This window comes from Mesorhizobium sp. Ca11 (genome assembly GCF_020165275.1).
Lineage (GTDB): Bacteria > Pseudomonadota > Alphaproteobacteria > Rhizobiales > Rhizobiaceae > Mesorhizobium.
This window is the reverse complement of the sequence record NZ_JAIUHU010000008.1, coordinates 208,855-233,148: the sequence shown is the minus strand read 5'-3', so window position 1 is coordinate 233,148 and position 24,294 is coordinate 208,855. Positions and strand designations below refer to the sequence as shown.

The 24,294-nt window shown below is 64.2% G+C and carries 27 protein-coding genes; 13 read left to right on the top strand and 14 right to left on the bottom strand.

All coding sequences use genetic code 11. The features are described 5' to 3' along the window. The first annotated feature begins 52 nt into the window (after positions 1 to 52). The 5 genes from groL to htpG all read left to right on the top strand — a co-directional run bounded on the left by groL (position 53) and on the right by htpG (position 4,666). On the top strand, positions 53 to 1,681 hold the full coding sequence (groL, locus tag LB538_RS16835; RefSeq protein ID WP_224524797.1) for a chaperonin GroEL: 1,629 nt from the start codon (positions 53 to 55) through the stop codon (positions 1,679 to 1,681). A gap of 73 nt (positions 1,682 to 1,754) precedes the next feature. Then, positions 1,755 to 1,970 carry a hypothetical protein gene (locus LB538_RS16830; RefSeq protein ID WP_224524799.1) on the top strand — a complete coding sequence of 72 codons (216 nt, stop codon included), beginning with the start codon at positions 1,755 to 1,757 and terminating at the stop codon, positions 1,968 to 1,970. A gap of 61 nt (positions 1,971 to 2,031) precedes the next feature. Continuing rightward, positions 2,032 to 2,430, top strand: coding sequence for a helix-turn-helix domain-containing protein (locus LB538_RS16825; RefSeq protein ID WP_224524801.1), 399 nt, complete (start codon positions 2,032 to 2,034; stop codon positions 2,428 to 2,430). Continuing rightward, positions 2,396 to 2,713 (top strand): DUF982 domain-containing protein, encoded by a 318-nt coding sequence (locus LB538_RS16820; RefSeq protein ID WP_411909028.1) that lies wholly within the window; start codon positions 2,396 to 2,398, stop codon positions 2,711 to 2,713. The genes LB538_RS16825 and LB538_RS16820 overlap by 35 nt, the downstream gene beginning before the upstream one ends. A gap of 60 nt (positions 2,714 to 2,773) precedes the next feature. Then, positions 2,774 to 4,666, top strand: coding sequence for a molecular chaperone HtpG (htpG, locus tag LB538_RS16815; protein WP_224524804.1), 1,893 nt, complete (start codon positions 2,774 to 2,776; stop codon positions 4,664 to 4,666). Positions 4,667 to 4,725: 59 nt separating this feature from the next. Here htpG and LB538_RS16810 read toward each other — a convergent pair whose 3' ends face one another. Then, a complete protein-coding gene (locus LB538_RS16810) occupies positions 4,726 to 6,348 on the bottom strand; it encodes an ABC-F family ATP-binding cassette domain-containing protein (protein WP_224524806.1) in 1,623 nt (540 codons plus the stop codon). Between the two features lie 217 nt (positions 6,349 to 6,565). On the opposite strand from LB538_RS16810, the gene LB538_RS16805 reads away from it, so the two are divergent. Beyond that, the gene (locus tag LB538_RS16805) at positions 6,566 to 6,892 is read left to right on the top strand and encodes a GYD domain-containing protein (RefSeq protein ID WP_224524808.1); all 327 of its coding nucleotides are present in this window, start codon (positions 6,566 to 6,568) and stop codon (positions 6,890 to 6,892) included. A gap of 24 nt (positions 6,893 to 6,916) precedes the next feature. Here the strand turns inward: LB538_RS16805 and LB538_RS16800 are convergent, their stop codons facing one another. The 4 genes from LB538_RS16800 to LB538_RS16785 form a co-directional block, all read right to left on the bottom strand. Then, on the bottom strand, positions 6,917 to 7,660 hold the full coding sequence (locus LB538_RS16800; protein WP_140846994.1) for a 2OG-Fe(II) oxygenase: 744 nt from the start codon (positions 7,658 to 7,660) through the stop codon (positions 6,917 to 6,919). Between the two features lie 261 nt (positions 7,661 to 7,921). Beyond that, entirely contained in the window at positions 7,922 to 8,446 is a 525-nt protein-coding gene (locus LB538_RS16795) for a hypothetical protein (RefSeq protein ID WP_224524810.1), read from the bottom strand. A gap of 5 nt (positions 8,447 to 8,451) precedes the next feature. Then, positions 8,452 to 8,874 (bottom strand): OsmC family protein, encoded by a 423-nt coding sequence (locus LB538_RS16790; RefSeq protein ID WP_224524812.1) that lies wholly within the window; start codon positions 8,872 to 8,874, stop codon positions 8,452 to 8,454. Between the two features lie 231 nt (positions 8,875 to 9,105). Next, entirely contained in the window at positions 9,106 to 10,638 is a 1,533-nt protein-coding gene (locus LB538_RS16785) for an acid phosphatase (protein ID WP_224524815.1), read from the bottom strand. 261 nt (positions 10,639 to 10,899) lie between these two features. Between LB538_RS16785 and LB538_RS16780 the strand changes: the two genes are divergently transcribed. Further along, positions 10,900 to 12,111, top strand: a complete 1,212-nt coding sequence (locus tag LB538_RS16780) for a cytochrome-c peroxidase (protein ID WP_224525193.1) — start codon at positions 10,900 to 10,902, stop codon at positions 12,109 to 12,111. A 138-nt stretch (positions 12,112 to 12,249) separates the two neighbouring features. After that, positions 12,250 to 12,501: a hypothetical protein gene (locus LB538_RS16775; RefSeq protein WP_224524818.1), complete on the top strand. Its 252-nt coding sequence runs from the start codon at positions 12,250 to 12,252 to the stop codon at positions 12,499 to 12,501. Positions 12,502 to 12,555: 54 nt separating this feature from the next. Here LB538_RS16775 and LB538_RS16770 read toward each other — a convergent pair whose 3' ends face one another. Together LB538_RS16770 and LB538_RS16765 are read right to left on the bottom strand one after the other, a co-directional pair. Then, positions 12,556 to 13,143 carry a dihydrofolate reductase family protein gene (locus tag LB538_RS16770; protein WP_224524820.1) on the bottom strand — a complete coding sequence of 196 codons (588 nt, stop codon included), beginning with the start codon at positions 13,141 to 13,143 and terminating at the stop codon, positions 12,556 to 12,558. Between the two features lie 15 nt (positions 13,144 to 13,158). After that, positions 13,159 to 14,046 (bottom strand): NmrA family NAD(P)-binding protein, encoded by an 888-nt coding sequence (locus LB538_RS16765; RefSeq protein WP_224524823.1) that lies wholly within the window; start codon positions 14,044 to 14,046, stop codon positions 13,159 to 13,161. 98 nt (positions 14,047 to 14,144) lie between these two features. Here LB538_RS16765 and LB538_RS16760 point away from each other — a divergent pair, with 98 nt between their 5' ends. Next, the gene (locus LB538_RS16760; protein WP_095767125.1) at positions 14,145 to 14,561 is read left to right on the top strand and encodes a winged helix-turn-helix transcriptional regulator; all 417 of its coding nucleotides are present in this window, start codon (positions 14,145 to 14,147) and stop codon (positions 14,559 to 14,561) included. A gap of 48 nt (positions 14,562 to 14,609) precedes the next feature. On the opposite strand, the gene LB538_RS16755 is transcribed toward LB538_RS16760, so the two are convergent. From LB538_RS16755 to LB538_RS16740, 4 genes are all read right to left on the bottom strand, one after another. Continuing rightward, the gene (locus tag LB538_RS16755; RefSeq protein ID WP_141245335.1) at positions 14,610 to 14,825 is read right to left on the bottom strand and encodes a hypothetical protein; all 216 of its coding nucleotides are present in this window, start codon (positions 14,823 to 14,825) and stop codon (positions 14,610 to 14,612) included. A gap of 543 nt (positions 14,826 to 15,368) precedes the next feature. Then, positions 15,369 to 15,515, bottom strand: coding sequence for a hypothetical protein (locus LB538_RS16750; protein WP_224524826.1), 147 nt, complete (start codon positions 15,513 to 15,515; stop codon positions 15,369 to 15,371). A 150-nt stretch (positions 15,516 to 15,665) separates the two neighbouring features. Further along, positions 15,666 to 15,899, bottom strand: a complete 234-nt coding sequence (locus LB538_RS16745) for a hypothetical protein (RefSeq protein ID WP_095767121.1) — start codon at positions 15,897 to 15,899, stop codon at positions 15,666 to 15,668. 402 nt (positions 15,900 to 16,301) lie between these two features. Then, entirely contained in the window at positions 16,302 to 16,724 is a 423-nt protein-coding gene (locus tag LB538_RS16740; RefSeq protein WP_224524828.1) for a hypothetical protein, read from the bottom strand. A gap of 224 nt (positions 16,725 to 16,948) precedes the next feature. On the opposite strand from LB538_RS16740, the gene LB538_RS16735 reads away from it, so the two are divergent. Beyond that, a complete protein-coding gene (locus LB538_RS16735; protein WP_224524829.1) occupies positions 16,949 to 17,110 on the top strand; it encodes a hypothetical protein in 162 nt (53 codons plus the stop codon). Between the two features lie 218 nt (positions 17,111 to 17,328). Here LB538_RS16735 and LB538_RS16730 read toward each other — a convergent pair whose 3' ends face one another. The 3 genes from LB538_RS16730 to LB538_RS16720 form a co-directional block, all read right to left on the bottom strand. Beyond that, a complete protein-coding gene (locus LB538_RS16730) occupies positions 17,329 to 17,484 on the bottom strand; it encodes a hypothetical protein (protein WP_224524830.1) in 156 nt (51 codons plus the stop codon). A gap of 167 nt (positions 17,485 to 17,651) precedes the next feature. Then, complete coding sequence (locus tag LB538_RS16725) at positions 17,652 to 17,891, bottom strand: hypothetical protein (protein ID WP_224524831.1); 240 nt, start codon at positions 17,889 to 17,891, stop codon at positions 17,652 to 17,654. Next, a complete protein-coding gene (locus LB538_RS16720; RefSeq protein WP_224524832.1) occupies positions 17,888 to 19,396 on the bottom strand; it encodes a multicopper oxidase family protein in 1,509 nt (502 codons plus the stop codon). The genes LB538_RS16725 and LB538_RS16720 overlap by 4 nt, the downstream gene beginning before the upstream one ends. A gap of 189 nt (positions 19,397 to 19,585) precedes the next feature. On the opposite strand from LB538_RS16720, the gene LB538_RS16715 reads away from it, so the two are divergent. The 3 genes from LB538_RS16715 (at position 19,586) to LB538_RS16705 (ending at position 24,212) form a co-directional block, all read left to right on the top strand. Next, positions 19,586 to 21,442 carry a DUF4396 domain-containing protein gene (locus LB538_RS16715; protein ID WP_224524833.1) on the top strand — a complete coding sequence of 619 codons (1,857 nt, stop codon included), beginning with the start codon at positions 19,586 to 19,588 and terminating at the stop codon, positions 21,440 to 21,442. 234 nt (positions 21,443 to 21,676) lie between these two features. Beyond that, entirely contained in the window at positions 21,677 to 22,141 is a 465-nt protein-coding gene (locus tag LB538_RS16710; protein ID WP_224524834.1) for a DUF2231 domain-containing protein, read from the top strand. Between the two features lie 568 nt (positions 22,142 to 22,709). Continuing rightward, positions 22,710 to 24,212 carry a tlde1 domain-containing protein gene (locus LB538_RS16705; RefSeq protein WP_224524835.1) on the top strand — a complete coding sequence of 501 codons (1,503 nt, stop codon included), beginning with the start codon at positions 22,710 to 22,712 and terminating at the stop codon, positions 24,210 to 24,212. Positions 24,213 to 24,294 lie beyond the last annotated feature (82 nt).

Sequence of the window (24,294 nt, the reverse complement as noted above, 5' to 3'; positions counted from 1 at the left end):
CGATCGAACCGCAACCCAGTCAATGAAAGCTGCCTAAACAAGGAGTGATCCAATGGCTGCCAAGGAAGTCAAATTCCATTCCGACGCCCGCGAGCGCATGCTGCGCGGCGTCAACATCCTCGCCGACGCGGTGAAGGTGACGCTCGGTCCGAAGGGTCGCAACGTCGTCATCGACAAGTCGTTCGGCGCGCCGCGCATCACCAAGGACGGCGTCACCGTCGCCAAGGAGATCGAGCTCGAGGACAAGTTCGAGAACATGGGCGCCCAGATGGTTCGCGAAGTCGCTTCGAAGACCAGCGACCTCGCGGGCGACGGCACCACCACGGCCACCGTGCTTGCCCAGGCGATCGTTCGCGAAGGGGCCAAGGCCGTTGCGTCGGGCATGAACCCGATGGATCTCAAGCGCGGTATCGACAAGGCGGTGGATGCCGTCGTCGCCGAACTCAAGGTCAACGCCCGCAAGATCACCAGCAACGACGAGATCGCCCAGGTCGGCACCATCTCGGCCAATGGCGATGCCGAGATCGGCCGCTTCCTGGCCGAGGCTATGGAAAAAGTCGGCAACGAAGGCGTCATCACCGTCGAGGAGGCCAAGACCGCCGAGACCGAGCTGGAAGTCGTTGAAGGCATGCAGTTCGACCGCGGCTATCTCTCGCCCTATTTCATCACCAACCAGGACAAGATGCGCGTCGAGCTCGAAGAGCCCTATGTGCTGATCCACGAGAAGAAGCTCGGCAATCTGCAGGCCCTGCTTCCCGTGCTCGAAGCCGTGGTCCAGTCCGGCAAGCCGCTCCTGATCATCGCCGAGGATGTCGAGGGCGAGGCTTTGGCCACACTGGTGGTCAACAAGCTGCGCGGCGGGCTGAAAGTCGCCGCCGTCAAGGCGCCGGGCTTCGGCGACCGGCGCAAGGCCATGCTGGAGGACATCGCCATCCTCACCGGCGGCACGGCCATCAGCGAGGATCTCGGCATCAAGCTGGAGAACGTCACGCTGGAGATGCTCGGCCGCGCCAAGAAGGTCGCGATCGAGAAGGAGAACACCACCATCGTCGATGGTGCCGGCAAGAAGGAGGAGATCCAGGGCCGCATCACGCAAATCAAGGCGCAGATCGAGGAGACCACCTCCGACTATGATCGCGAGAAGCTGCAGGAACGGCTGGCCAAGCTCGCCGGCGGCGTTGCCGTGATCCGCGTCGGCGGCGCGACGGAAGTGGAGGTCAAGGAGAAGAAGGACCGCGTCGACGACGCGCTGCACGCCACGCGCGCGGCGGTCGAGGAAGGTATCCTGCCCGGCGGCGGCGTTGCCCTGCTCAGGGCGGCCAAGGCGCTCGACGCAGTCGCCGTCGACAACCCGGACCAGAGATACGGCGTCGATATCGTGCGGCGCGCGATCGAGGCCCCGGCGCGCCAGATCGCCGAGAACAGCGGGTCGGAAGGTTCGATCATCGTCGGCAAGCTGCGCGAGAAGACCGAATTCGCCTATGGCTGGAACGCCCAGACCGGCGAATATGGCGACCTCTACAAACAGGGCGTCATCGATCCCGCCAAGGTCGTGCGCACCGCGCTGCAGGATGCGGCCTCGGTTGCCGGACTGCTCGTCACCACCGAGGCCATGGTGGCCGAGAAGCCGAAGAAGGAGGCCGCTCCGGCCATGCCGGCCGGCGCCGGCATGGACTTCTGAGACGCCGACGGGAGCCCGCTTCCGGCAACGGGAGCGGGCGTTTCGAAATGCACGATGGGAGGCCATTATGGATATGATGAGCGGCAATGGCTCGGTTCCGGCGCCGACGCGCCCGGCAAGCGAATTCCTCGCTTATGAAGCCGAATGCCGAAGCGCATTGAAGCCGCTGCTGGCAGGCTTGCTCGACACGGCCGAATCCGCCGGGTGGAACCGGCGGACCGTCGCCTCAACGCTGATGTTTCTTGCCGCACAGCACGTGTCGGCCACCGAAACATCCGGGGGCGGCTAGCGAAGGTCGGGCCTCGCCTCCAAGGCGGGGCCCATGTGACTGCGAACGGACGAGGATTGCCATGATTGCAGGACGATTGCGCGAATGCCTGAGAATCTTGCGATGGGAAGCTGCCGACGTCGCCGAGGAGCTTGGCTGGCCCAGAAACGACGTGAGGCGCTGGCTCGAGGGGCGCGCACCGGTGCCACTGGCGGTCGCCGCCTGGATCGAGGCCCTCGCCAAGGCACACAAGGCGCTGCCCCCGCCGCGCCTTAACCGGCAGAATTCAGCGACGCACACGCCGGCGGGCCCGGTGGGTGTGCAGGCGTTCAACGGCATCGGCCAGCCGCGGCCGCACGGCGTCGTCCTGCAACCGCCCTACCCGCGCCGACATGTGCTGGCCGGGACGACCGGCCATCGTCAAGGCGCCATGATGATGCACCCGAATGAGGGTTCTGACCATGAACCACGACCGCTTTGAAGAGCCTGTCACCATCCTTGTCGGAATGGGTTTGCCGGTCCGGCTCGAGACCGTGATGGAAGCCTATGCCCTGCTGCAGGATTGGCCGGCCGCGAGCAGGAGCAGCGCGCATGCGATCGCGCTCAACGCCTGCAAAGCCGGCATTGCCGGCGAGATCGATGCGGAAACGGTGCGGGCAACCCTTGTTGCTTTCGCCCGCCGCCACGATATCCTGGCGCCGGACCTGGTTTCGCTGGCGCCTGCGGCGCTGGCAGGGAGCGCATCCACAAGCAACAATGGCTGAAAATTTGAAACCCGGCGCGTGCTGGCGCGGCGGACAACGCAACGAGCGCAGGAATTCTGAATGACGACGGACACCAAGGCAAAGGAAACCAGGACATTCGAGGCGGACGTCTCGCGGCTGCTGCACATGATGGTGCACTCGGTCTATTCGGACCGAGACGTTTTCCTGCGCGAGCTGATCTCCAATGCGGCGGACGCCTGCGAGAGGCTGCGCTTCGAGGCGGTGAGCCGGCCAGAGCTTCTGGGCGACGATGCCAAGCCGCGCATCACGATTGCCGCCAATCCGGACAACAAGGAGCTTTCGGTCGAGGACAACGGCATCGGCATGAGCCGCGACGAGATGGCGGAGGCGCTGGGCACGGTCGCGCGCTCCGGCACGCGCGCCTTCATGGAGCGCGTCGAGGCCGGCAACGCGGCGGAAGACACGCAGCTGATCGGCCAGTTCGGCGTCGGCTTCTATTCCGCCTTCATGGTCGCAGACCGGGTCGACGTCATCAGCCGCCAGGCCGGCAGCAATGAGGCTTTCCGCTGGTCGTCCGACGGCAAGGGCACCTACGAGATCGCGCCAGCGCCGATCGAGGCAGCACCCAAGCGCGGCACGCGGGTGGTGCTGCATCTGATGGAGGACGCCTCGTCCTACACCACGCCCTATCGGCTCGAGGGCTTGGCGAAGTCGCAATCCGGGCATGTGCCGGTGCCGATCACATTTGTCGAAAAGCCCGGCGCCGAACCGCGCGACATTGCCGACGGCACGGCGCTTTGGGTGCGGCAAAAGAGCGAGATCAAGCCGGAGGAATATACCGACTTCTACCGCAGCATCGCCGGCCAGTATGACGAGCCAGCCTCGACCATCCATTTCCGCGCCGAGGGCCGGCAGGAATACAGCGTGCTCGCCTTCGTGCCGGGATCGCGGCCGTTCGACCTGTTTGACCAGGACCGCAAGGGCCGCATGAAGCTCTATGTGCGGCGCGTCTTCATCACCGACGAAGCCGATCTGCTGCCGCGCTATCTGCGCTTCGTGCGCGGCCTGGTCGATTCCGCCGACCTGCCGCTCAATGTCTCGCGCGAGATGATCCAGGAAAGCCCGTTGCTCGCAGCGATCCGCAAGGGCGTGACCAACCGCGTTCTCGGCGATCTCGCCAAGACGGCCGAAAACGATGCCGAAGCCTACGCCAAAATCTGGGAAAATTTCGGCGTCGTCCTCAAGGAAGGTCTCTATGAGGATTACGAGCGACGCGAGCAGCTGCTGAAGCTTGCCCGCTTCCGTTCGACGACCTCAGGCGAAGGCTGGCGCAGCCTTGCCGACTATGTCGCAGCGATGAAGGAAGGACAGAAAGCGATCTTCTTCATGGCCGGTGACGATCGCGCCCGGCTCGAAGCCTCGCCCCAGCTCGAAGGTTTTCGCGCACGCGGCATCGAGGTGCTGCTCCTCACCGATCCCGTCGACAGCTTCTGGGTGACGATGGCGCCGGAATTCGACGGCAAGCCGTTCAAGTCCGTGACGCAGGGCGCGGCCGAGCTCGCCGATATCGCGCTGCCCGAAGATGCGGCGAAGCCCGACGCGGAGACGTCGTCGGATATTGCCGCCTTCCTGGCTTTCGTGAAGACGACGCTTGGCGAGGAGGTTTCGGACGTGAAGTCCTCCGACCGGCTGACCGAAAGCGCCGTGTGCCTTGTCGCGCCGGAGCATGGCCCGGACCGCCAGTTCGAGCGCCTGCTCAACGCCGCCGGCCGGCTCGACAAGGCGGCCAAGCCGATCCTCGAGATCAACCCGCGCCACGAGCGCGTGGCGGCACTGGCAAAGCTCGGCGACGACGAGAAGGCGTTCAAGGAAGACGCCGCGCATCTGCTTTACGACGAGGCACGTGTGCTCGACGGCGACAAGCCGGCCGACGCCAAGGCGTTCTCGGCGCGGCTTGCGCGGCTGATCGATCGCGGGCTGACGAGGGGGTAAGCGCCGGGGCTCGCCCCGACAGGGGGAATGCGCCGCCGCCAATTGCGTAAGGTCTCGCCCTACCCCCTCAGTCCCGGCGCCTCCTGGCCGGTGCGGGCGACATATTCGGTGTAGCCGCCGCCATAGGTGTGGACGCCGTCGGGCGTCAGCTCGAGCACGCGGTTCGACAGCGCCGCCAGGAAATGGCGGTCGTGCGAGACGAACAGCATCGTGCCTTCATATTGCGACAGCGCCTCGATCAGCATCTGCTTGGTGGTTATGTCGAGATGGTTGGTCGGCTCGTCGAGCACCAGCAGGTTTGGCGGATCGAACAGCATCAGCGCCATCACCAGCCGGGCCTTCTCGCCTCCGGAAAGCACGCGGCACTTCTTTTCGATCTCGTCGCCGGAAAAGCCGAAGCAGCCGGCCAAAGCCCTGAGCGGCGCCTGGCCTGCCTGCGGAAACGAGTCCTCCAGCGTCTGGAAGACGGTGCGCTCGCCATCGAGCAGCTCCATGGCGTGCTGGGCGAAATAGCCCATCTTGACGCTCGGGCCGCGCGCGACGGAGCCTTCGTCCGGCTCGGAGGCGCCGGCGACCAGCTTCAGAAGCGTCGACTTGCCGGCGCCGTTGACGCCCATCACACACCAGCGCTCGCGGCGGCGGATCTGGAAGTCGAGGCCCGAATAGATATTGCGGCTGCCATAGGCCTTGTGGATGCCCTTCAGCGTCGCCACGTCCTCGCCGCAGCGCGGCGCCGGCTGGAATTCGAAAGTCACCGTCTGGCGGCGCTTCGGCGGTTCGACACGGTCGATCTTGTCGAGCTTCTTCACCCGGCTCTGCACCTGGGCCGCATGGGAAGCACGCGCCTTGAAGCGCTCGATGAAGGCAATCTCCTTGGCCAGCATCGCCTGCTGGCGCTCGAACTGCGCCTGCAGCTGCTTGTCGGCCAGCGCGCGCTGCTCCTGGTAGAATTCGTAATTGCCGGAATAGGAGGTGAGCGCACCGGCGTCGATCTCGATGATCTTGGTGACGATGCGGTTCATGAACTCGCGGTCGTGCGAGGTCATCAGCAGCGCGCCGTCATAATCCTTGAGGAATTTCTCCAGCCAGATCAGGCTTTCGAGGTCGAGATGGTTCGACGGCTCGTCGAGCAGCATGACGTCGGGCCGCATCAGGAGGATGCGGGCGAGTGCCACGCGCATCTTCCAGCCGCCGGAGAGTTTTGAGACGTCGCCGTCCATCATCTCCTGGCTGAAGCCGAGGCCGTCCAACACCTCGCGCGCCCGACCGTCCAGCGCATAGCCGTCAAGCTCCTCGAAGCGGTGCTGCAACTCGCCGTAGCGCTCGATGATCTGATCCATGTCGTCGGCGCGGTCGGGATCGCCCATGGCGTGCTCGAGCTCGCGCATTTCGGCGGCGACCGCGCTGACCGGCCCGGCGCCTTCCATGACTTCGGCGACGGCGCTCAAGCCGCCCATATCGCCGACATCCTGGCTGAAATAGCCGATGGTGACGCCGCGATCGACCGAGACCTGGCCTTCATCGGGCTGCTCCTGGCCAATGATCATGCGAAACAGGGTCGTCTTGCCGGCGCCGTTCGGGCCGACAAGCCCGATCTTCTCGCCCTTCTGCAAGGCGGCGGAAGCTTCGATGAAGACGATCTGTCGGCCGTTCTGCTTGCCGATATTTTCGAGACGGATCATGGGACGGTCCGGGAAACTGCGCTGACGTGGCGGGGATTTGCCCGGGGCATTACGCGAATGCGGGCACGAGGGGAAGAGGCAGAAGCGCCGCATGCCGCGCTCGGCGTATTCCCTTTGAGGCAGACCAGCCGAGGTAAAATTGATTCGCGTCGCCGACAGATCGAGCGCTTAGTGCTGGAGCCAACCACTTGATGGGCTCTGGCAAGGGAGGTCAACCATGGCCATGTACCTGACGCGCTTCAGCTACACGCCCGAGACATGGGCGCGAATGATCGAAAACCCCGAAGATCGCCGCAAGGCAGCCAGCTCATACATAGAATCGGTGGGCGGAAAGCTGCACGGGTTCTGGTACGCGTTCGGCGAACACGACGGCTGGAACCTGTGGGAGGCGCCGGACAATGTTTCGATGGCGTCCGTCGTGCTCGCCATCGGTGCCGGAGGGGCGCTCAGCTCCTGCGAGACCACCGTCCTCCTCAGCGTCGAGGAGATGATGGACGCGCTGGGCAGGGCGAAATCGATCCGTTATCGGCGGCCGGGAGCGTAGAAAAAAACGCCGCCTCGGGGAGTGTCACCTCGCGTCATGGAAGATGATGCCGAGCGTATGTCGCCCGCCTGAGCGCAGGCGGCTAACGCCGTGGCGCAGGTTGACGCGATAGTAACCTCGCGTGCCCTCCACCGGCCGGTTGTGCACGGCGAAGATTACCGCATCGCCGCGCTTGAGCGGCACCACCTCGGCGCGGCTTTGCATGCGCGGGCGCTGCTCGGTGAGCACGAATTCGCCGCCGGTGAAATCCTCGCCGGGCTCGGACAGCAGGATCGCCACCTGCAGCGGAAAGGCAAGCTCGCCGTAGAGATCCTGGTGCAGGCAGTTGAAATCGCCGGGGCCGTATTGCAGCAGAAGCGGCGTCGGCTTTACCTGGCCCTCATCGTGGCAGCGTTTCAGGAAGGCGGCGTGCTCGGCCGGATAGCGCTGGGCAACACCCATCTTCTCGTTCCAGTCATTGGCGACCGTGGCGAGGCGCGGGTAGAGCGTGGTGCGCAGGCCCTCGATCAGGTCCGGCAGCGGATATTTGAAATACCGATATTCGCCCTTGCCGAAGCCGTGGCGCGCCATCACGACATGGCTGCGGAAATGCTCTTCATGCGGGTAGAGCGCGGCGATATCGGCGCATTCTTCCGCCGACAGCATGCCGGGCATGACGGCACAGCCATGGGCGTTGAGTTCAGAGACCAGCGCGCGCCAATCTTGTGCTGCGACGCGGGATTCGGCGGAGCGGCTGGCGCGCTTGGTGTTGAGGGAATGGATGGTCATGGGTTGGCTCCTTCGCTTGGTGTCAAAGTGGGGCGAAGGATGAGCATCGGCCACCCGATTCCTGCGGGGGTGGGCGCCGGCTTTCCCTTCTCCCCTTGTGGGAGAAGGTGGCCTCGCGCAGCGAGGTCGGATGAGGGGTGCTGGAAGGAATGAGGCGGCGGCGATTTCAATCTTATCGCCAAGCTGGAACACCCCTCATCCGTCTCGGCGCTAACGCGCCGATCCACCTTCTCCCACAGGGGGAGAAGGAGAAGTCGCGCCTCACTGCCTCCGATACTCCTCCAGCTCCGGATCGAGATCCACCTTCACCGCATTGGTGAATACGCAGGTCGCCACCATGATGCCGGCGAAGGCGGTGAGGTTGACCAGCAGCGTCTCGTCGTAGCGCGCCTTGAGTGCGGCCCAGGTTTCTGCCGGGACGGCATTGGCATCGGCGGCGATTGCCATGCCGAAGGAGATCAGCAGCGTCTCGTCGGCGGTCGGTTCGATCGCTTCGGGGTCGAGCCCGTTCTCGATCAATGCGCGGCGAAAGAAGGTCACGGGAATCTCGGCGCGCATGGTCTCGGCCATCGCTTTCGACAACAGCCAGATGGCGCGGTCGTCGAGTGTGGGCTTGAGAAGGTCGCGCAGCGTGAACCATTCGGCGTAGATGCGGTGGGCGGCCGGCGAGTGGAGCAGGATGCGCTTCATGTTGGTCATGCGGCCGCGCAGCGCGAGCTCGCGGTCGTGCTCGGCGCGGATGTCGTCCGAGGCGGTCGCGTAGTCGATCGACGAAAGATACGCCATTGCGCTCACCCCAGCGTGGAACGAAGCGCGGGCGCGCCGCGCAGCGTGTTGGAGACGGTGCAGATGTTTTCCGCGTCCGCCAGGATCCGTTCTTTCATTGCGGCATCAAGGTCGCCGGTGATCTCCAGTTTGACGATGAATGCCTCGACCCGCGAGGGCTCGTCCTTCGCCTTCTCGCCGCTGACATCCGCCCTCACCTCGCCGAGCCGGTCGGCGACGCCGAGGCGGGTGGCGGCGATGCGGGCGCTGAGCACCATGCAGGCGGCCAAAGAGGCATGGAGCAGGTCGAGCGGGCTGAAGCCGGGCGCGCTGACCTGCGTGACCACATCGACCGTGCCACCGGTCGGGGTGGTGACCGCTGGCAGGCCGCCCGGCGGCAGGACGGCAAGCGCGCCGACGTTGCGGGTCCTGATTTTCAAGTCTGCCATCGTGTCGCCTCCAGTTTGGAGGCCATTGATAGCGGACGGGAATTCACTGAGGCAATCGCCGAGGCAGGCCTTGCGCGATTGGCGTTTCCTCGCCTCCATGAAATGGGGGAGAGGTGGCTCGGCGAAGCCGAGACGGAGAGGGGGAGCGCCCTGCGAAGCCCCCTCGCCGTCCACTTTGCGGACACCTCTCCCCCGGCTCTGGCGGGGGCGAGGAACCCGGGTTCTGAGAGGCTACTTCGTCAGATCGAGCGCTGCCGTCAGATCGCCCATCGGCGGTTGGTCGTGGTTGCGCAGCGCCTTGTCGCGGGCGACGATGCCGGGCAGCACAGGCAGGTCGTAGCGGGCGGTGATGAAACGCAGGATCGAGGTCGTGTCGTACTGCGTGTGATCGACCATCCCCATCTTCGCATAGGGCGAGATGATGAAGGCCGGGATGCGGTTGCCCGGGCCCCAGCGATCGGCCTTGGGCGGCGCGACATGATCCCAGAAGCCGCCATTCTCGTCATAGGTGACGACCACCAGCATATGCGCCCATTGCGGGCTCTTCTCCAGATGCGCGACGAGGTCGGCCAGATGCTGGTCGCCGGAGGTCACGTCGGCATAGCCGGCATGCTCGTTGAGGTTGCCCTGCGGCTTGTAGAAAGAGACTGCCGGCAGCTTGCCGTCGTCGATCGCCTTGATGAACTCGGTGCCGCCGAGCCCGCCATCCTTGATGTGCTCGGCCCGCGCGGCCGTGCCCGGCGCATAGGCCGCGAAATAGTTGAAGGGCTGGTGGTGGAACTGGAAGTTCGGCACGGGCGTCGCGTTCTTGCCGTCGAGCGCCGCCTGCCAGGCGCCCGAATACCACGCCCAGGAAATGCCCTTGAGCGACAGCAGATCGCCGATGGTGATCTCGTGCTGCGGCGGCAGCGTGGTCGGCTGCGCCGGATCGGCCAGCGCCCTGTCGCCACCCTCGGCCGGCTTGTTGGCGCTTGGCTGGTAAGGCGGCTGCATGGTGTTGACGGCGTAGAAGTCGGGCGTGATGGCGCCGTCATTGGCGAATTTCGGCACGCCGCCCAGCGCCGAGGGCGGCGAATTGTCGGCCGGTTTCAGCGTCACGCCATCCGGCTCGACGACGGCAATCTGGGCCTTCACCGGGCTGGTGTCGGCATTTGGATAGTAAGGCACGCAGGCGCAGACCAGCATGAAATGGTTGAGGAAGGAGCCGCCGAAGGCGCCCTGGAAGAAATTGTCCGCCAGCACGTATTTTTTGGCGATCGCCCACATCGGCAGAATCGAGCCGTCATAGTGGCCCATCACCAGCGCGCCGGAATCGGCCCAGGCGACGAACTTGTCGTTCCGGCCGCCGTCGATCTGCATCTGCTCCTGATAGAAACGATGCCACAGATCATGGGTGATGACGCCGGTATTCTCGTTGAAGCCCTTGGGATCGTCGATGGCGAATGTCGCATTGGGCAGATGCGCGCTCTGCGCCTCCGTCACCGCCGGCGTGACGCCCTTGCCGGTCAGTCCGCCCCAGGCCGGCGGCAGTTCGGAAAGCGGCTTGCCGTCGCGGTCGAGCTGGCGCGCCTGGTCGGGCGAAACGTTGACCAGGCCGTTGGCGGCGGGGAAGCCGCCATAAAGGTTATCGAAGCTGCGGTTCTCGGCGTAGATGACGACGACGGTGTCGATCTTGTCGTAACCGGCAGGCGCCGCTTGGGCAGCGGCAGAGAGCGATGCCAGCGCCGTGGAGGCGAGGCAAAGGGAGAGAAAGGACCGGATCATTGGAAAATGCCTCGTGGCTTGGGAATGGCTGGAGGACGGCAATGCAGGAACGCAACTGCATCAATGCCCAGCTACTTCGACGCCTTGTCACCTTTGTGACAGTTCGGCCCCGGCCGAACACGGTTTCGTGAGCGGGAAGACCGGTCATCAATCCGTTGCACTCGATCCTTACGCCGCCAAAGAAACCGGGCGAAGAAATCAGGGATATCGCCGAAGACGATGGGACGTCGGAAAAATCACGCGATCGCCATTGCAGCGGCCATGATCGTGGCCTCCACCGCGCCCGCCAACACCGAGGAGCCATCCGGTGTCCATCCCGGCCCGATGACGCGCCAGGAAGCCTTCGCCCGCGCCGAGGCGCTGACGGCGCTGGGGCGACAGATGTTCTTCGACCCGTCGCTCTCGGCCTCGGGCAAGCAGGCCTGCTCATCCTGCCACGATCCCAACCATGCTTTCGGGCCGCCCTCGGCGGCGCCGGTCGAAATGGGCGGAGCCAATCTTGACCAGCCAGGCGTTCGCGCCGTGCCGTCGCTGCGCTACCTGCAGGCGGCGCCCGCCTTCACCGAGCATTTCTACGACTCCGAGGACGAAGGCGACGAAAGCGTCGACAATGGCCCGACCGGGGGCCTGACCTGGGACGGCCGCGCCGACCACGGCAAGGACCAGGCAAGAATCCCGCTGCTGTCGTCCTTCGAGATGGGCAACAAGGACGCGGCCCAAGTGGTCGCCAGCCTGCGCAACGCGCCTTATGCCGGCGCCTTCAAGGCGGCCTTCGGCGCCGATGTCTTCGACCATCCGCAAGACGCCTTCGACGCCGCTGTGGAAGCGCTCGGCACCTTCGAGCAGAGCAGCGCCGATTTCTATCCCTATTCCAGCCGCTACGACGCTTTCCTTGCCGGCAAGGCGCAACTTTCCGCGCAGGAATTGCGCGGCCGCATGCTGTTCGAGGACGCAGCGAAGGGCAATTGCGCGAGCTGTCATCTCAGCGAACCGGCCAATGACGGCGAGCCGCCGCAATTCACTGATTACGGCCTGATCGCGATTGCCGTGCCGCGCAACCCGGCGATCCCCGCCAATGCCGATCCCAATTATGTCGACCTCGGCCTGTGCGGTCCGCTGCGCACCGATCTCAAGGACCGCGTCGAATATTGCGGCCTGTTCAAGACGCCGACGCTGCGCAACGTTGCCTTGCGGAAAAGCTTCTTCCACAACGGCTATTTCCACACGCTGCGCGACGCGGTCGCCTTCTACGCCAGCCGCGATACGGATCCCGGGCGCTGGTATCCGAAGAAGACCGACGGCACGGTCGACAAATTCGACGATCTGCCAAAGGCTTACTGGGGAAACCTCAACACAGACCCGCCCTTCAACGGCAAAAAGCCCGGCGACAAGCCGGCGCTGACCGATGCCGAGATCGACGACATCGTCGCCTTCCTCGGCACGCTGACCGACGCCGACCAGGCCGGGCAGTAGGAAAAGCGGCCAAGGAGATTGGTGGCTTGCAGCCGCAGCGGTGCTATCCACCGTAAATGTGTGCCAATGTGAACCACGTCATAGGAACGCCAAGTCGCGCCTGCTATATTGCCCATCTCTTCACAGATGGAGTCTCCGATGAGGTTCGTCCCGGTGCAGGAGCCGCCTGGCAGCAGCTGGACGGTGTTCGATGCGGCCAATGGCGCGCCGGCCGAATATGCCGGCCGGGTGCTTATCGGCCTGACATCGTGCGAAGCCCGCTGGTTTGCCGCCGTGGGCAACGGCCGCGCCGCTTGGCAGCGGTCCATCACGCCAGGCGTGCAGCTGCGGCTGGTCAGCGGGGGCGGTTGCCAAGCCATCCGGGAAAGGCATGGCCAGACAGGTAGTTAGGAAGCCGCGCTGCCAGATTGATTCAGGCAGAGCGATCTCCCATCGATTGCCTTCTCACCTCGCCGGCGCATAGCGGCTCACCACCATGCCGCAGGCATAGGGCTTGGAGCCGAGGAGCCTCAGCCTGCCAAAGCCGCCCTTGTCGAAGATGCGGCGGCCACTGCCCAGAACGGCCGGATTGATGAAGAGCTGGAACTCGTCGACAAGGTCGGCGGCGATCAGCGCCGAGGCGAAGCCGGCGCCGCCGAACACGGCGATGTCGCCGCCCTCGCCTTGCTTCAGCGCGTTGACCTCACGCGGCAAGTCGCCGCTTACGACGCGCGTTCGTTCCCAGCGCGAGGCCCCGAGCTTATCGCTCGCCACCACCTTTTCGGCCTCGACGATGCGCTGGGCGAAGGCAAAGAAGCGGTCCTTCGGATATTTCCTCGCCGCGTTGCCCCAATGGGTCAGATAGCCTTCCTCAGCCATCTTGCGGCTCAACAGGATGGTATCGATGGTCGTGAAAACGGCGTTGAAGTCCCGTTTAAGCTCCTCGTCCCAGGCGCTGTCGTCGCCCCACTCCCAGAGTTGCCAGCGACGGACCTCGTCGGCGCCGACAAAACCGTCGACCGATATCTGCATCTGCAGGATGAGCTTTCTCATGTCCGGTCTCCCTGGTCAGGAATTGCTGCCTGTGACGACTCGCGCCGCGGCGGGCGAGCGGGCGAAAGCCTGCGCCCAGGCTTCGAAGCTGGTCGGGGTGGCATTTTCGGCTGAGGGTGCTTCCAGCGCCCAGCGCTCGCCTCTGTTGAAGCTTGCCGCCGTCTCGCCCAGCGCATCGGCAAAACTCGCCGATATGCCATTGGCGACCATACCGGCCCGCGCATCGGCGAACGGCACTTCATCGTAGGCGACCTCCTTGCCGATCGCCCTGCCCAGGATCTCGGTGGCCTGTTCGAACGTGTAGGAGCCGCCGCCGTGCAATTCGACAACGCGCTGGATCGGAAAGTGTTCGGCATTCAATAGAGCGGCGGCGCGTTCGCCAACGTCCTTGGCGGCAATCAGCGGCATAGGCAGGTCGCCGCGGAAGGGCGAGCCGAAGACGCCGGACGCCGCCTGCTCGACGAAGCCCATGCCCTTGATGAAATTCTCCATGAAGAAGGAGGCGCGCAGATAGACGAGTTCCTCCAGGCCCAGCGCGGCAAGCCGCTTTTCCATCAGCGCGGCGCCAAGCGAGGTACCCATTCTGAGATGGGCATTGAGGCCGCTGAGCAGCACGATCCGGCGCAGGCCCGCCTTGGCGATGGAGGATGCCAGCCGTGCGCCGACCTCGTCCTCAAAGTGATGCAGATCGGGCGCGGTGACATCGAAGGGGATCATCACGTAAGCGCTGTCGGCACCCGAGAAGGCAGCGTCGAGCGCCGCCTGATCGTCGAGTGCGACGCCGAGGCTACGGGCGATGCCGCGCACCTTGTGCCCTGCGCCGGTCAGTCTGGCCGAGACCTCGGCGCCCACTTCGCTGGTTGCGCCGACGACCACCATCGTACGCTTGACTTGCCGGCTCATATCGATCTTCTCTCGTCAAATGATTTACTTCTGGAACCATTTGACGCAAGGCAAGAACGATGTCAATAGTAAAGTGATTTAAAAATGGAACCATGCTGATGTCGACCAAGGAACGATCCGGCTGCCCGATCAGCCTCTCGCTCGAACTGCTCGGCGACCGCTGGACGCTGCTCATCATTCGCGACCTGGCCTTCGCCGGGAAAAGGCACTTTCGCGAGTTCCTGCAATCCGACGAAGGCATCTCGTCGCGCACGCTGGCCGAGCGGCTGCAGACGCTGGTCGACGAAGGCATCCTCACCCGCAGCGACGACCCGAGCCACGGTCTGAAGGCGATCTACCGGCTGACCGAGGCCGGCATCGACCTTTTGCCGGTTCTGGCAACGCTCGGCGCCTGGGGCAGCAAATACCGCAAGGCCGACGATAAGTTGGCCCGGGTCGCCAACGATCTGGCGGCCGGCGGTCCGCCGGCGCTTGAACGGATGAAAGAGAGGCTCAGAGCCGAGCACCAGGGATAGGTCTGTTCCGACCTCAGCGATTGGCGTGGTCCGGCTACCCCCCGCCCGTCAGCGAGCCCGCCCGTGTGGGAGCGGTCCGACTGGCTCTTCGGCCGGAGGCTCGCCCGGCAGCCCCAGTCGCAGCCGCTCCTCCTCGGCGAAGATCTCGGCCTGCGCGTGAATGTCGAACACTTGCTGCTTCAGCCTGCCGCCGTCGACGACGCGCACGATCCATTGGCCATTAACGGTTTTTACGCGGACACTGTCTGGCTCGCTTGTTACCATATACAGCTCCTGCTCTTCATTCGAAGAACTGCCTATCTCCGACCCACAATACAATCTAGCGCGTCTGGAATTGCCGAAAAGCGTGGCTTATTGTTCTTTAGTGCAAGAGCACCCGCCGTTATTCGGCATATTTGCGAGTTTCCCGAATAAAAGCGAGCGTGGCGGCGAAGACATGCCATTGCGCCTAGGTGCAGCCGAGTTCGACTTCCACATGGCGTTCGGTCTGCGAGACGATGCAGCAACGGAATTTGAAGGCGTCCGAGCGGTACTGCAGATTTAGGCAGTGCGGCAGTTGGCCGTGGGCGAGCGCGGAAGAATTCGCCGCATAGACGGCGGCCCGGCAGCCTTTGGGGGGGGGGTGATACTGGGTTCGGCGGCCGGGCCTGACCGGAGTTTGCGAGGCCGCCGGCTGCCACCAGCATGCGCTTGGGCCCGGCCAAGGACAAGAACGACCTAGGCCCTAGGACCAAAGCTGCAAGGAGGATGGTCGAGACGACAATTGCACTTGGGCCGGCTGGAAATAGCGTGCCGGACGCCGGCCCGTCAAAAGCCGAAGAAATGCCGGCCGATGAGATAGCCAAGCGCCGCGACGAGCAGCGGAAACAATGCCGGCGCGGCCTTGCCGAATAGCGAGGGGTTCATCTCCTTGGCAGGAGTGCTGGGTTTGGCATTGCCGAGGTTCTTGGTCATGGGCTCATTACCGGTTGGGGCTGGGGTAATTCCGGACGGAAAACCGTGACACACTTTTTCCTGGAATTGGCTCCAGCTGCCGGCTGAGCCATTAAATTAGAGGACGCTTATTAAATTTCCGGCAAGCCCAAAACTACAATTCGCGGCAATTTATTCCGATTGCTGGGTACGCTCGGCAAGCGCGAAGGCCTGAAGGTTGCGCGACTTGCCGGGATCCTGGTCGGCGTTGGCGATAATGGCGTGGAAGGCCGCGCGGGCAATATCCCTCTTCTTGGCGTCCGGATGCAGTTTTCGCACCGCCTTGAGCAGGTCTTTCGGTTTCATATCGGGTGTGACGACGCGCATCAGCGTATCGCCTATGGCCTGCAATTCGCTGGCATCCATAATGATGAACCCTGCTTTAGCGCATCCAGCCTGGTATATAGCGGTGAGAGCGCGTCATTTTTGTGATGCCCCTCGCGGACTCGGAGCCGCCCCTCTCAGAATCGCGAGGCGGCGCCAAGCCGCCGGCAGACGCTACGCGGCGGCCTGGAGGGATTGTTCACAATGCGCCCATGTCGCCGCAGTCATCGCCCGGCTGGCCCTTGGCCGCCGGCGCCGCCTTGATGGAGGCGGCGCTCCGCAGTGTCTCGCAAGCACTGACCTTGGGCGCACAACTCAGCGGCAAGACGAGGTTGGTCCCTGGTTCGGCTAAGGCGCGCATCGCGCATCGTCTTCCGCGCGAATTTTCCCAAACCTCGGCTGGACTGGCGATGGCAACCGATCGTCCGGCCGGATGCCATCCTGCTAGGCAGGTATCAAGACTGCGATGCGATGCACGCCCACCTCCTTGCTTGTATTCGTCGCCTCGTCGGTCTTGCCCTTGGAACAGGTGTACATGTCGCCTTCCTTGAGCTTGAATTCCTTGTCCTTTTTCTTGACCGTGAAAGCGCCCGACGTAATCGTGCATACCATGTCGTTGTCCATCACCATTGCGGGCGCGTGCGCTCCGGGCTGGAAGACCACGTCGACAATTGAAATGCTCTTGTAGGCGGGAATGTCGGAATTGCCGGTGCCTACCTCAACCACTCTGATGCCGGGCGCTATCTCCTTGCCATCCTTCGGACCGTATTTCTTGGTCTTTGCGGATGCCATCAGGGTGAACAAGGGCGTGACCGCGGCGGCCGTCATGCTGAGAGCAATTGCAGACCTGCGATTCATGGTTTTCATCGCATCCTCCCAATATGTTGGCTACGCACGAAAGTGCGTAATCGTTATATATTAGCACAGACGCAAGTATGATGCTGGGAATTCGGAAGCGCAGGCCCGCACCGTATTAGTTAGGAACATTCCGCTAAAAGCCGCGTCCTGACGTGGTTCGGCCAGTCCGTTGGTCGGCGCGGCGTTGGGAACCCCGGCATTGTCGCCGAGTTTAGAATCCGAGGCGAATTGCCATGGAAGACAGACCGCCAGCCGAAAACCCGAGAAGGACCCTCGTCACGGTGCTGGCAATCTGCGTTCTCATCATCGTCCTATTTTTTATCGGCTTCAAATTTTCGGGACCTGATCAGGGCGCTCTGATCGTGCCCGGGGCAGTACAGCAGGGCAGCAAGTGAATGACTGGCGAGCACCAAGGCCCGACCAAGATAGGGCGAGCGCCTAGCAATCCTCGACGATTTCGCCCGGCTGCGAGGCCAGTGGGGTCGGGCTGACTGCTCTGTGCCGCAAGAGCTCGCCCCGCGTGCGGCGAGGATGACTTCTTTTGGGGCAAGCCGACTGCCACCGAACCCCTCTTCGCCTCGCCCACAGGTCTTGCAACTGAACGCATCCGGCCTCATTCGATTTTCCGCCGGAACTTCGAATGGCAGCTCGTGCAGTCCTGCAGAATGAGGTGCAGGAGATGCTCCGCCGGCATTTTTGCGGGATCGGCCTCGGCGACGCCCGGGCGCTTGCCAAGCAGGCTGCCGCCGTCTACGGGCGGTCCCGTCATTCGCATGTCGGCAGTAATCTCGGCGGGCGCGTTCCCGGCCTTGGCGGCGAGCGCATTGGCAAGCCGGCCGATATGGCGGGCGAGCGCCTCGAACTCCGGCCGGGCCTGGTCGATCTCCCGTTTGGCGGCCGACGACGCGCCAACTGTGCCCCGCGGGAATTCTGCAATCAGAGCACCGCCGGTGCGGGCGCTGAGTGTGCCCGCCGCTGCCTTGAAGGCCGCCGCTCATAGGCGCGCTTGCCGTCGAACATCTCGGCGATCGCCTTGGCTGCGGCGGCCATCTCCTTCATCGCGGCCTGGCGCGTCGTAACGATCGCGTTGTCCGGGTCCCGAGCCAGCGACGGTGCGGCTACCGGCAACACGGCGAGGGCCAGCACTGCCGCCGCGCAAACGATGCCAGACCTCATGCCTGCACGTCGACGACGCCCATCATACCCAGCTGCTCATGCTCGAGGATGTGGCAGTGATACATGCGCGTCCCTGGCCGCTCCTGGCGCGTGACGAGCCGCACCGTCTCCCCGCGCGCCACGTTGACCGTGTCCTTCCATGCCAGATAGGGCGGCTTCGAGACCTTGCCGTCGCGCTCGCGCTCGATGAGCTGGAACTGCGTGCCGTGGAGATGGAAAGGATGGTCCATGTCGGCCTGGTTGACGATCTCCCAGAGCTCGGTGTCACCGGCCCTGGCGACGATATCGATGCGCCCCATGTCGAACGCCATGCCGTTGATCAGAAAACCCATCTCCATACCGGTGGGCTTCATCGCCATGGTCTCGGTGAAGACGAGACGGCGGCTAACCGTCGGCTGGCCAAATCGCGCGATCGGCCGCAGCCGCTCGGGCAGCGGCGGCATCGGCTCGGCCTGCGTGTCCGAGACGTCGGCTGTCAGCAGGGCGAGCCCCTTGTCCTCCGGCCGGCCCGGCCCCATCCAGCCGCGGTCGTAGTCGAGCGTGGTGAGGGTTGCTGTCCCCGGCTTGTCGAAAGCGACGACCAGCTCGACGCGCTCGGCCGGGCTGAGCAGGATCTCGTCGGCCGCCACCGGCGCCTCAATCAGGCCGCCGTCGCTGCCGATCACCGTCATTGCCGCGTTGACGAAAGCAAGCCTCAGGAAGCGCGCATTGGTGGCATTGTAGAGCCGCAAGCGCCGTTTCGTGCCCATTGCCACGGCGAGCCGCGGATTCTTCTGGCCGTTGACCAGCACGTGATCGCCGACGCGGCCGTTCATCATGTCGGTCATGGTGTTTTCGGGCATTGAACCGTCGGCGGCGAGGCGAAGGTCGGTTAGGAAGAGCGTGGTGTCTCCATAGGCGGCCGGGATCGGATCGGCCTTGGCCTTGACGACGAACGCACCGGCAAGGCCGCGATAAACCTGCTCGGCCGTCCGACCATGCGGGTGCGGATGATACCAGTAGGAGCCGGCCGAGCCTTCGGGCAGTTCGAAGGCGTAGACACGGTCGGCGCCCGCCGCCACCGGGTCCATCGGATTGCCATCTTGGTCCGCCGGCACCGGCATGCCATGCCAGTGGATGGTGCTTGGCTCGCCCTCGATCCGGTTCGCGAAGGTGATCTCGACGCGGTCGCCCTCCTGGGTCTCGATTAGCGGTCCTGGGCTGATCCCGTTATAGGCAAGAATTGGCGTGTCCCGGTCGGCGGCAAAGCGCGCCGTGGCCGACTCTGCTGTCAGCCTCGCCTTGAACAGGCCGGACCCGGCCGCTTCATTCGCCAGCAGCGGCAATTCGCGCAAGGGCTGGTTCTGGGGCAGCGCCACGGGGCCTTGACCCATCGAGCCCATGTCATGGCCGGCATGGTCCATACCGGGCATGTTCGACATGTCGTCCATCTTCATCTGCGCCAGCGCGCGCGGGCTCGCCAGAACCGTCGCCAGGCTTGCCGCCAGAAAACCGCGTCGATGCATTTTTCGCTCCTCGATCTCAATTGAGAGCCCGCCGCAAGCCTCGCCGCCGACGCTAAGGGTTCCAGTTGCTGGAAGGTCAAGTTCGATCGAAGGCTGGAGCCGCAAATTCCGCAAGATGGATCGTAGTGGCCTCGGCCGCGTTCATCCGCGGGGATGCAACCAGCCGTTTCATCGAGCAGAGGCCGCATCATGCTCATCCAACCGATCGATTATTTCCTCGTTGCCTGGTTCGTGCTCGCGGCCGCTTCGACGCTCTATGTCGGGTTCGACCAATACCGCAACAATCCCGAGCCGGTGGTGATGAAATGGGGCTTCATCCTGGTGACGCTCTATATGGGCCCGCTCGGCCTGCTGCTTTATGTGCTGGCCGACAAGGAACCGCGCCCCGGCGAGCATGAGGCCTTCACAAAGCCTCTTTGGAAGCAGGGCGTCGGCTCGACCATTCACTGTGTCGCCGGCGACGCCACCGGGATCATCCTTGCCGCGGTCGTCACCGCCACGCTCGGCCTGCCGATGTGGCTCGACCTCATCGTCGAATATCTCGCCGGCTTCGCCTTCGGCCTGTTCATCTTCCAATCGCTGTTCATGAAATCGATGATGGGCGGCAGCTATTGGGAGAATGTGAAGAAGAGCTTCCTGCCCGAGTTCATCTCCATGAACTTCATGATGGCCGGCATGGCGCCGGTCATGAGCTTCCTGATGATGGGCCGCGACATGCGCGCCATGGAGCCCACCGAACTTCTGTTCTGGGGCGTGATGTCGCTGGGCGTCATCGCCGGCTTCACGCTGGCCTATCCCGCCAATGTCTGGCTGGTCGCGCGCGGCCTCAAGCACGGGCTGATGACCGAGCGCCCGCAACCGGCCGAAGCGAGCGGGCACGGCCATGCCCGGCAGGGCCACGAACCGGCGGGCGAACAGCGCGCCGCCGGCCATCACATGCGCTCTGACGCGACCACACCGCAAATCGCGGCGCTCGGTGCGGTTTCCGCTCTGGCCCTGGCGATCGGCATGGCGGCGCCTGCGAACTGGCTGAACCTCAGGCTCTCGGCCCGCGACGTCGGCGGAGTGATCATGCCCCAGGGCATGATCATGGATCGCGACACACCGGCCGATACCATGCGCGACATGGCGGCGGCCGATCCTCGGCTGGTGAGCGCATCTTACGGTCTGGCTGCGAAGGGCGACCAAGACCTGCCGTTCCGCATGGAAAACGGCGTGAAGGTGTTCGAGCTGAGGCCGTCGGTGATCCGCTGGCATATCCTGCCGGACGTGACGGTCGACGCCTATGCCTATAACGGTCAGATTCCGGGCCCGCGCATCCATATCCGTCAGGGCGACCGGGTGCGCATCAACGTCACCAACGCCTTGCCGGAGGAAACAACGGTGCACTGGCATGGCCTGATCCTGCCCAATCAGATGGACGGGCCGGCCGAGATCACCCAGGCGCCGATCGAGCCCGGGCAGACCTATTCCTACGAGTTTACCGCCACCCAGCACGGCACTTACTTCTATCATCCGCACGCCAAGCCCGACCGCACCCAGGCACTCGGCCTCTATGGCGCGCTGATCATCGATCCCGCCAATCCCGCCGACGAGGTCGCCGCCGACCACGACTATGTCATCGAGCTGCAGGAATGGCTGGTCCGCGAAGGCCTGACCTATCCATCGATGCCGATGGACGGCGGCATGCCGAACTTCTTCACCATCAACGGCAAGGCCTATCCGTCGACCGATACGATCCATATGAAGGTCGGCGAGACGCTAAAGGTCCGCTTCATCGGCACCAACAACGGCTTCATACACCCGATGCACATCCACGGCGGCCCGTTCGAAGTGGTCGCCCGCGACGGCGAGACGATTCCCGCCGCCGCACGTTTTCTTGCCGATACGGTCAATGTCGGACCGGGCCAGCGATATGATGTCGTCTGGACAGCGAGGCGTCCGGGCAAGTGGCTGATTCACTGCCACATCCCGCATCACACCACGAATAACAATGCCGAGGAGAAGGGTGGCGGCGGTCTGATGGTCGTCATCGACGTTCGCTGATGAAGGCCGGACCCGTCGGTCGGCTACATTGGGCACCGAACCGAGCACCGAAAAGCTTCTGCCGGCAAACAGCCGAGCTTCGCGGCTTATCGGCGCAAAGGCGTCGGCGCGGCGCTGCGAGCGGCCGGCGCGCAATGGAACATTCCACCGCCGCCGGGGTTTCATGTTCTCTGTCGCGGCTGGCCAGCTCCGTTGGGCAGGGTCAGTCGGCCCAGCTAGCTTGGAGGCGTCGCCATGACCCACTATCCGCGCAGCACGGCAAGCATCGGCGGCCATCCGATCCACCCGATGCTGATCCCCTTTCCCATCGCGTTTTTCGTCGCCACCTTGGTCTGCGACCTGATCTTCTGGCGAACGGGCAATCCCGGTTGGGTGACAGGCTCGCTGTGGCTTCTCGGGGCCGGTCTGATCATGGCGGCCCTGGCCGCTGTTGCCGGCCTGACTGATGTGCTGGGCGATGACCAGGTCCGCAATCTTCGGGATGCATGGCTTCACGCCGGCGGCAATGTGATTGTCGTCCTGATCGAGCTCTACAACTGGTATTCGCGCTATGTTCATGGCGAGGCTGCGGTCATTCCGATCGGTCTAATACTGTCCCTGCTCGTGGTCCTCATTCTTCTGTTCACCGGATGGAAGGGCTGGAAGATGGTCTATCGGCACCATGTCGGTGTCGCCGACAGCCCTGACGAACGGCGCTGACGTTTCCGGCTTCGTCGCTGCAGTCAGCGGGTGGCTTTTTAGGGCGATCCTCGCAATAAGGAGACCGCGCCGGCCGCCGGCACTCCCCAAAACCTGGTCCAAGGGTTTTGCGACTGGCTTGTTCCGCAATTCTTCAGATCGTCGCATTTTGACCCCAATCGGCCTCTAGCCGGCTGGAGATGCTGCGGTTCCAGCCTTCACGTTTTCTTGACAGAGGCCGGAAAAACGGGCAGCAAAGCGGGTGAGGAAGAGCATTTTTACCGTGGCATAGATCATGGAGGGCTCTTTTTTCGTATGGACCGTCGCCAAATCGGCGATTGGTGGAGGGATTGGTTAACCAACTTTGTCCATCTTTTGAATCAATCGGCAACAGACGCGTGAAGGTGCAGGGGGCACCAGCGAACTGTGATCGTGACGGGTGCCAGGTCCGCAAACCGGCATGCCGATTGAGAGTGGTCGTATGGCGTTTTTGCGTTTGAAGAACCGGGGTGACGCTCCTCATGGGGGGGTAACTTCGCAAAAGTCTGGTCATCGTTGGGTCGTGGTGCCTGCTGTCGGCGCCGCCCTCGTGCTGTGGTCCGCTGCCACCTTGGCGGGGCTCCATTCGGTGAGCGCCTCGCTGACCGCCGCTTCCAACGGATTGCCGCAAGGCCTACTTTCGCCGCGCAACATCGCGCTTGGCGACCAGCGCCGGCAGATCGCCAACGCCTGGGCGCCGCACCTTGCCGTCAATGGCGGCTACAAGGCAGGCTCGCTCACCGGCGGCTGCGACTCCGGCTGCTTCAGCCTCGCGACAAGCTTCAGGCATTACGGCCAAGCTCCTGAAAAATTGAAGAAAGAAGGCCACGCCGGCAAGACGGCGCGGCTCAAGCTGCCGGCGCCGGATAGCGTCGCGCATGAAAACGTCGTGGTGGCTTCGGCCGCCGGGGCCGTCGACCGCTTCGACGGCGTTGTAAAGCGCGCCGCGCTTTCGCCGCAAAAGCTTGCCGATGCCTTTGCCCGCGCCGAGAAGGCGCCGTTCCTGCTGGCCAGCCTGCCTTCGGCGAGCCGCTTCGGCGGCGCGCTGCCAGGCGCCCCGGCGGAAGCCCGCTTCGGTTCGCGGCCGGCCGAAATCGCCGGCGCTTCCGACTTGGCGCTGGCGCTTGCCAACATAGCGCCGGAGGACACGGCCGACCTTCCGACCGCCGTCGCGCTCGAAAACGCCGACGCGCCAGATGTCGCCGCCAAACCGGACAACGGCAAGGACGGCACGTATCAGGTCGCCTCGCTGCCGCCGCAGGACGATCTGCCCGACACCATTGCCGTGCCCGGCCTTCGCCCGCGCGCCACGCTCGAACGCGCCACCGAAGCGCCCGAAGAAAACGCCGCCAGGACGCAGAAGCCCGAAACCGCGAAGCCGCAGGTTGCCAAGGCCAAGCCACGGCCGGCCGCTGCCGATACCGCGCAAGGCGCACCGACGGCGGTCTCGCCGAGGAACGGCGATCAGGCCCTGCCGGGCGTGACAGACTCGAAACCGCTCGTGACCGACTCCAAGCCAGGCAAGCGCAAGGCGCAGGCGTCCGAGATGCTCGCCTATGCCAAGCCCGACACGCCGGAGCGCGGCGGACTCGGCAGCGCGTTCCGCAACCTTTTCAATGGACCCACGACGGGCAATGGCGTTGCCGTCTACGATATTTCGGCGAGGACCGTTTACATGCCCGACGGCTCGAAGCTGGAAGCGCATTCAGGGCTGGGCTCGATGGTCGACCAGCCGCGCTTCGTCAACCGCAAGAATGTCGGCCCGACGCCGCCCGACACCTACAATCTGTCGATGCGCGAGTCGCGCTTTCACGGGGTCGAGGCAATCAGGCTCACGCCGACCAGCGGCAACAACAAATATGGCCGCAACGGCCTGCTTGCGCACACCTATATGCTGCGCGGCGGCCGTGCGGAATCCAATGGCTGCGTCGTCTTCAAGGACTATCACCGCTTCCTTGCCGCCTACAAAAACGGCAAGATCAAGCGTCTCGTCGTCGTCCCGCGCCTCACAAGCTCCCCCACCCGGGTCGCCCAGGAAGGCCGCCAGGGTTAAACCCTATCCGGCCGGCGAGCTTGTCGCCGGCACTGGCCGATCCCCACTTGCCGATCCGAAGGGCTTCGCGCGGATGCGCGCG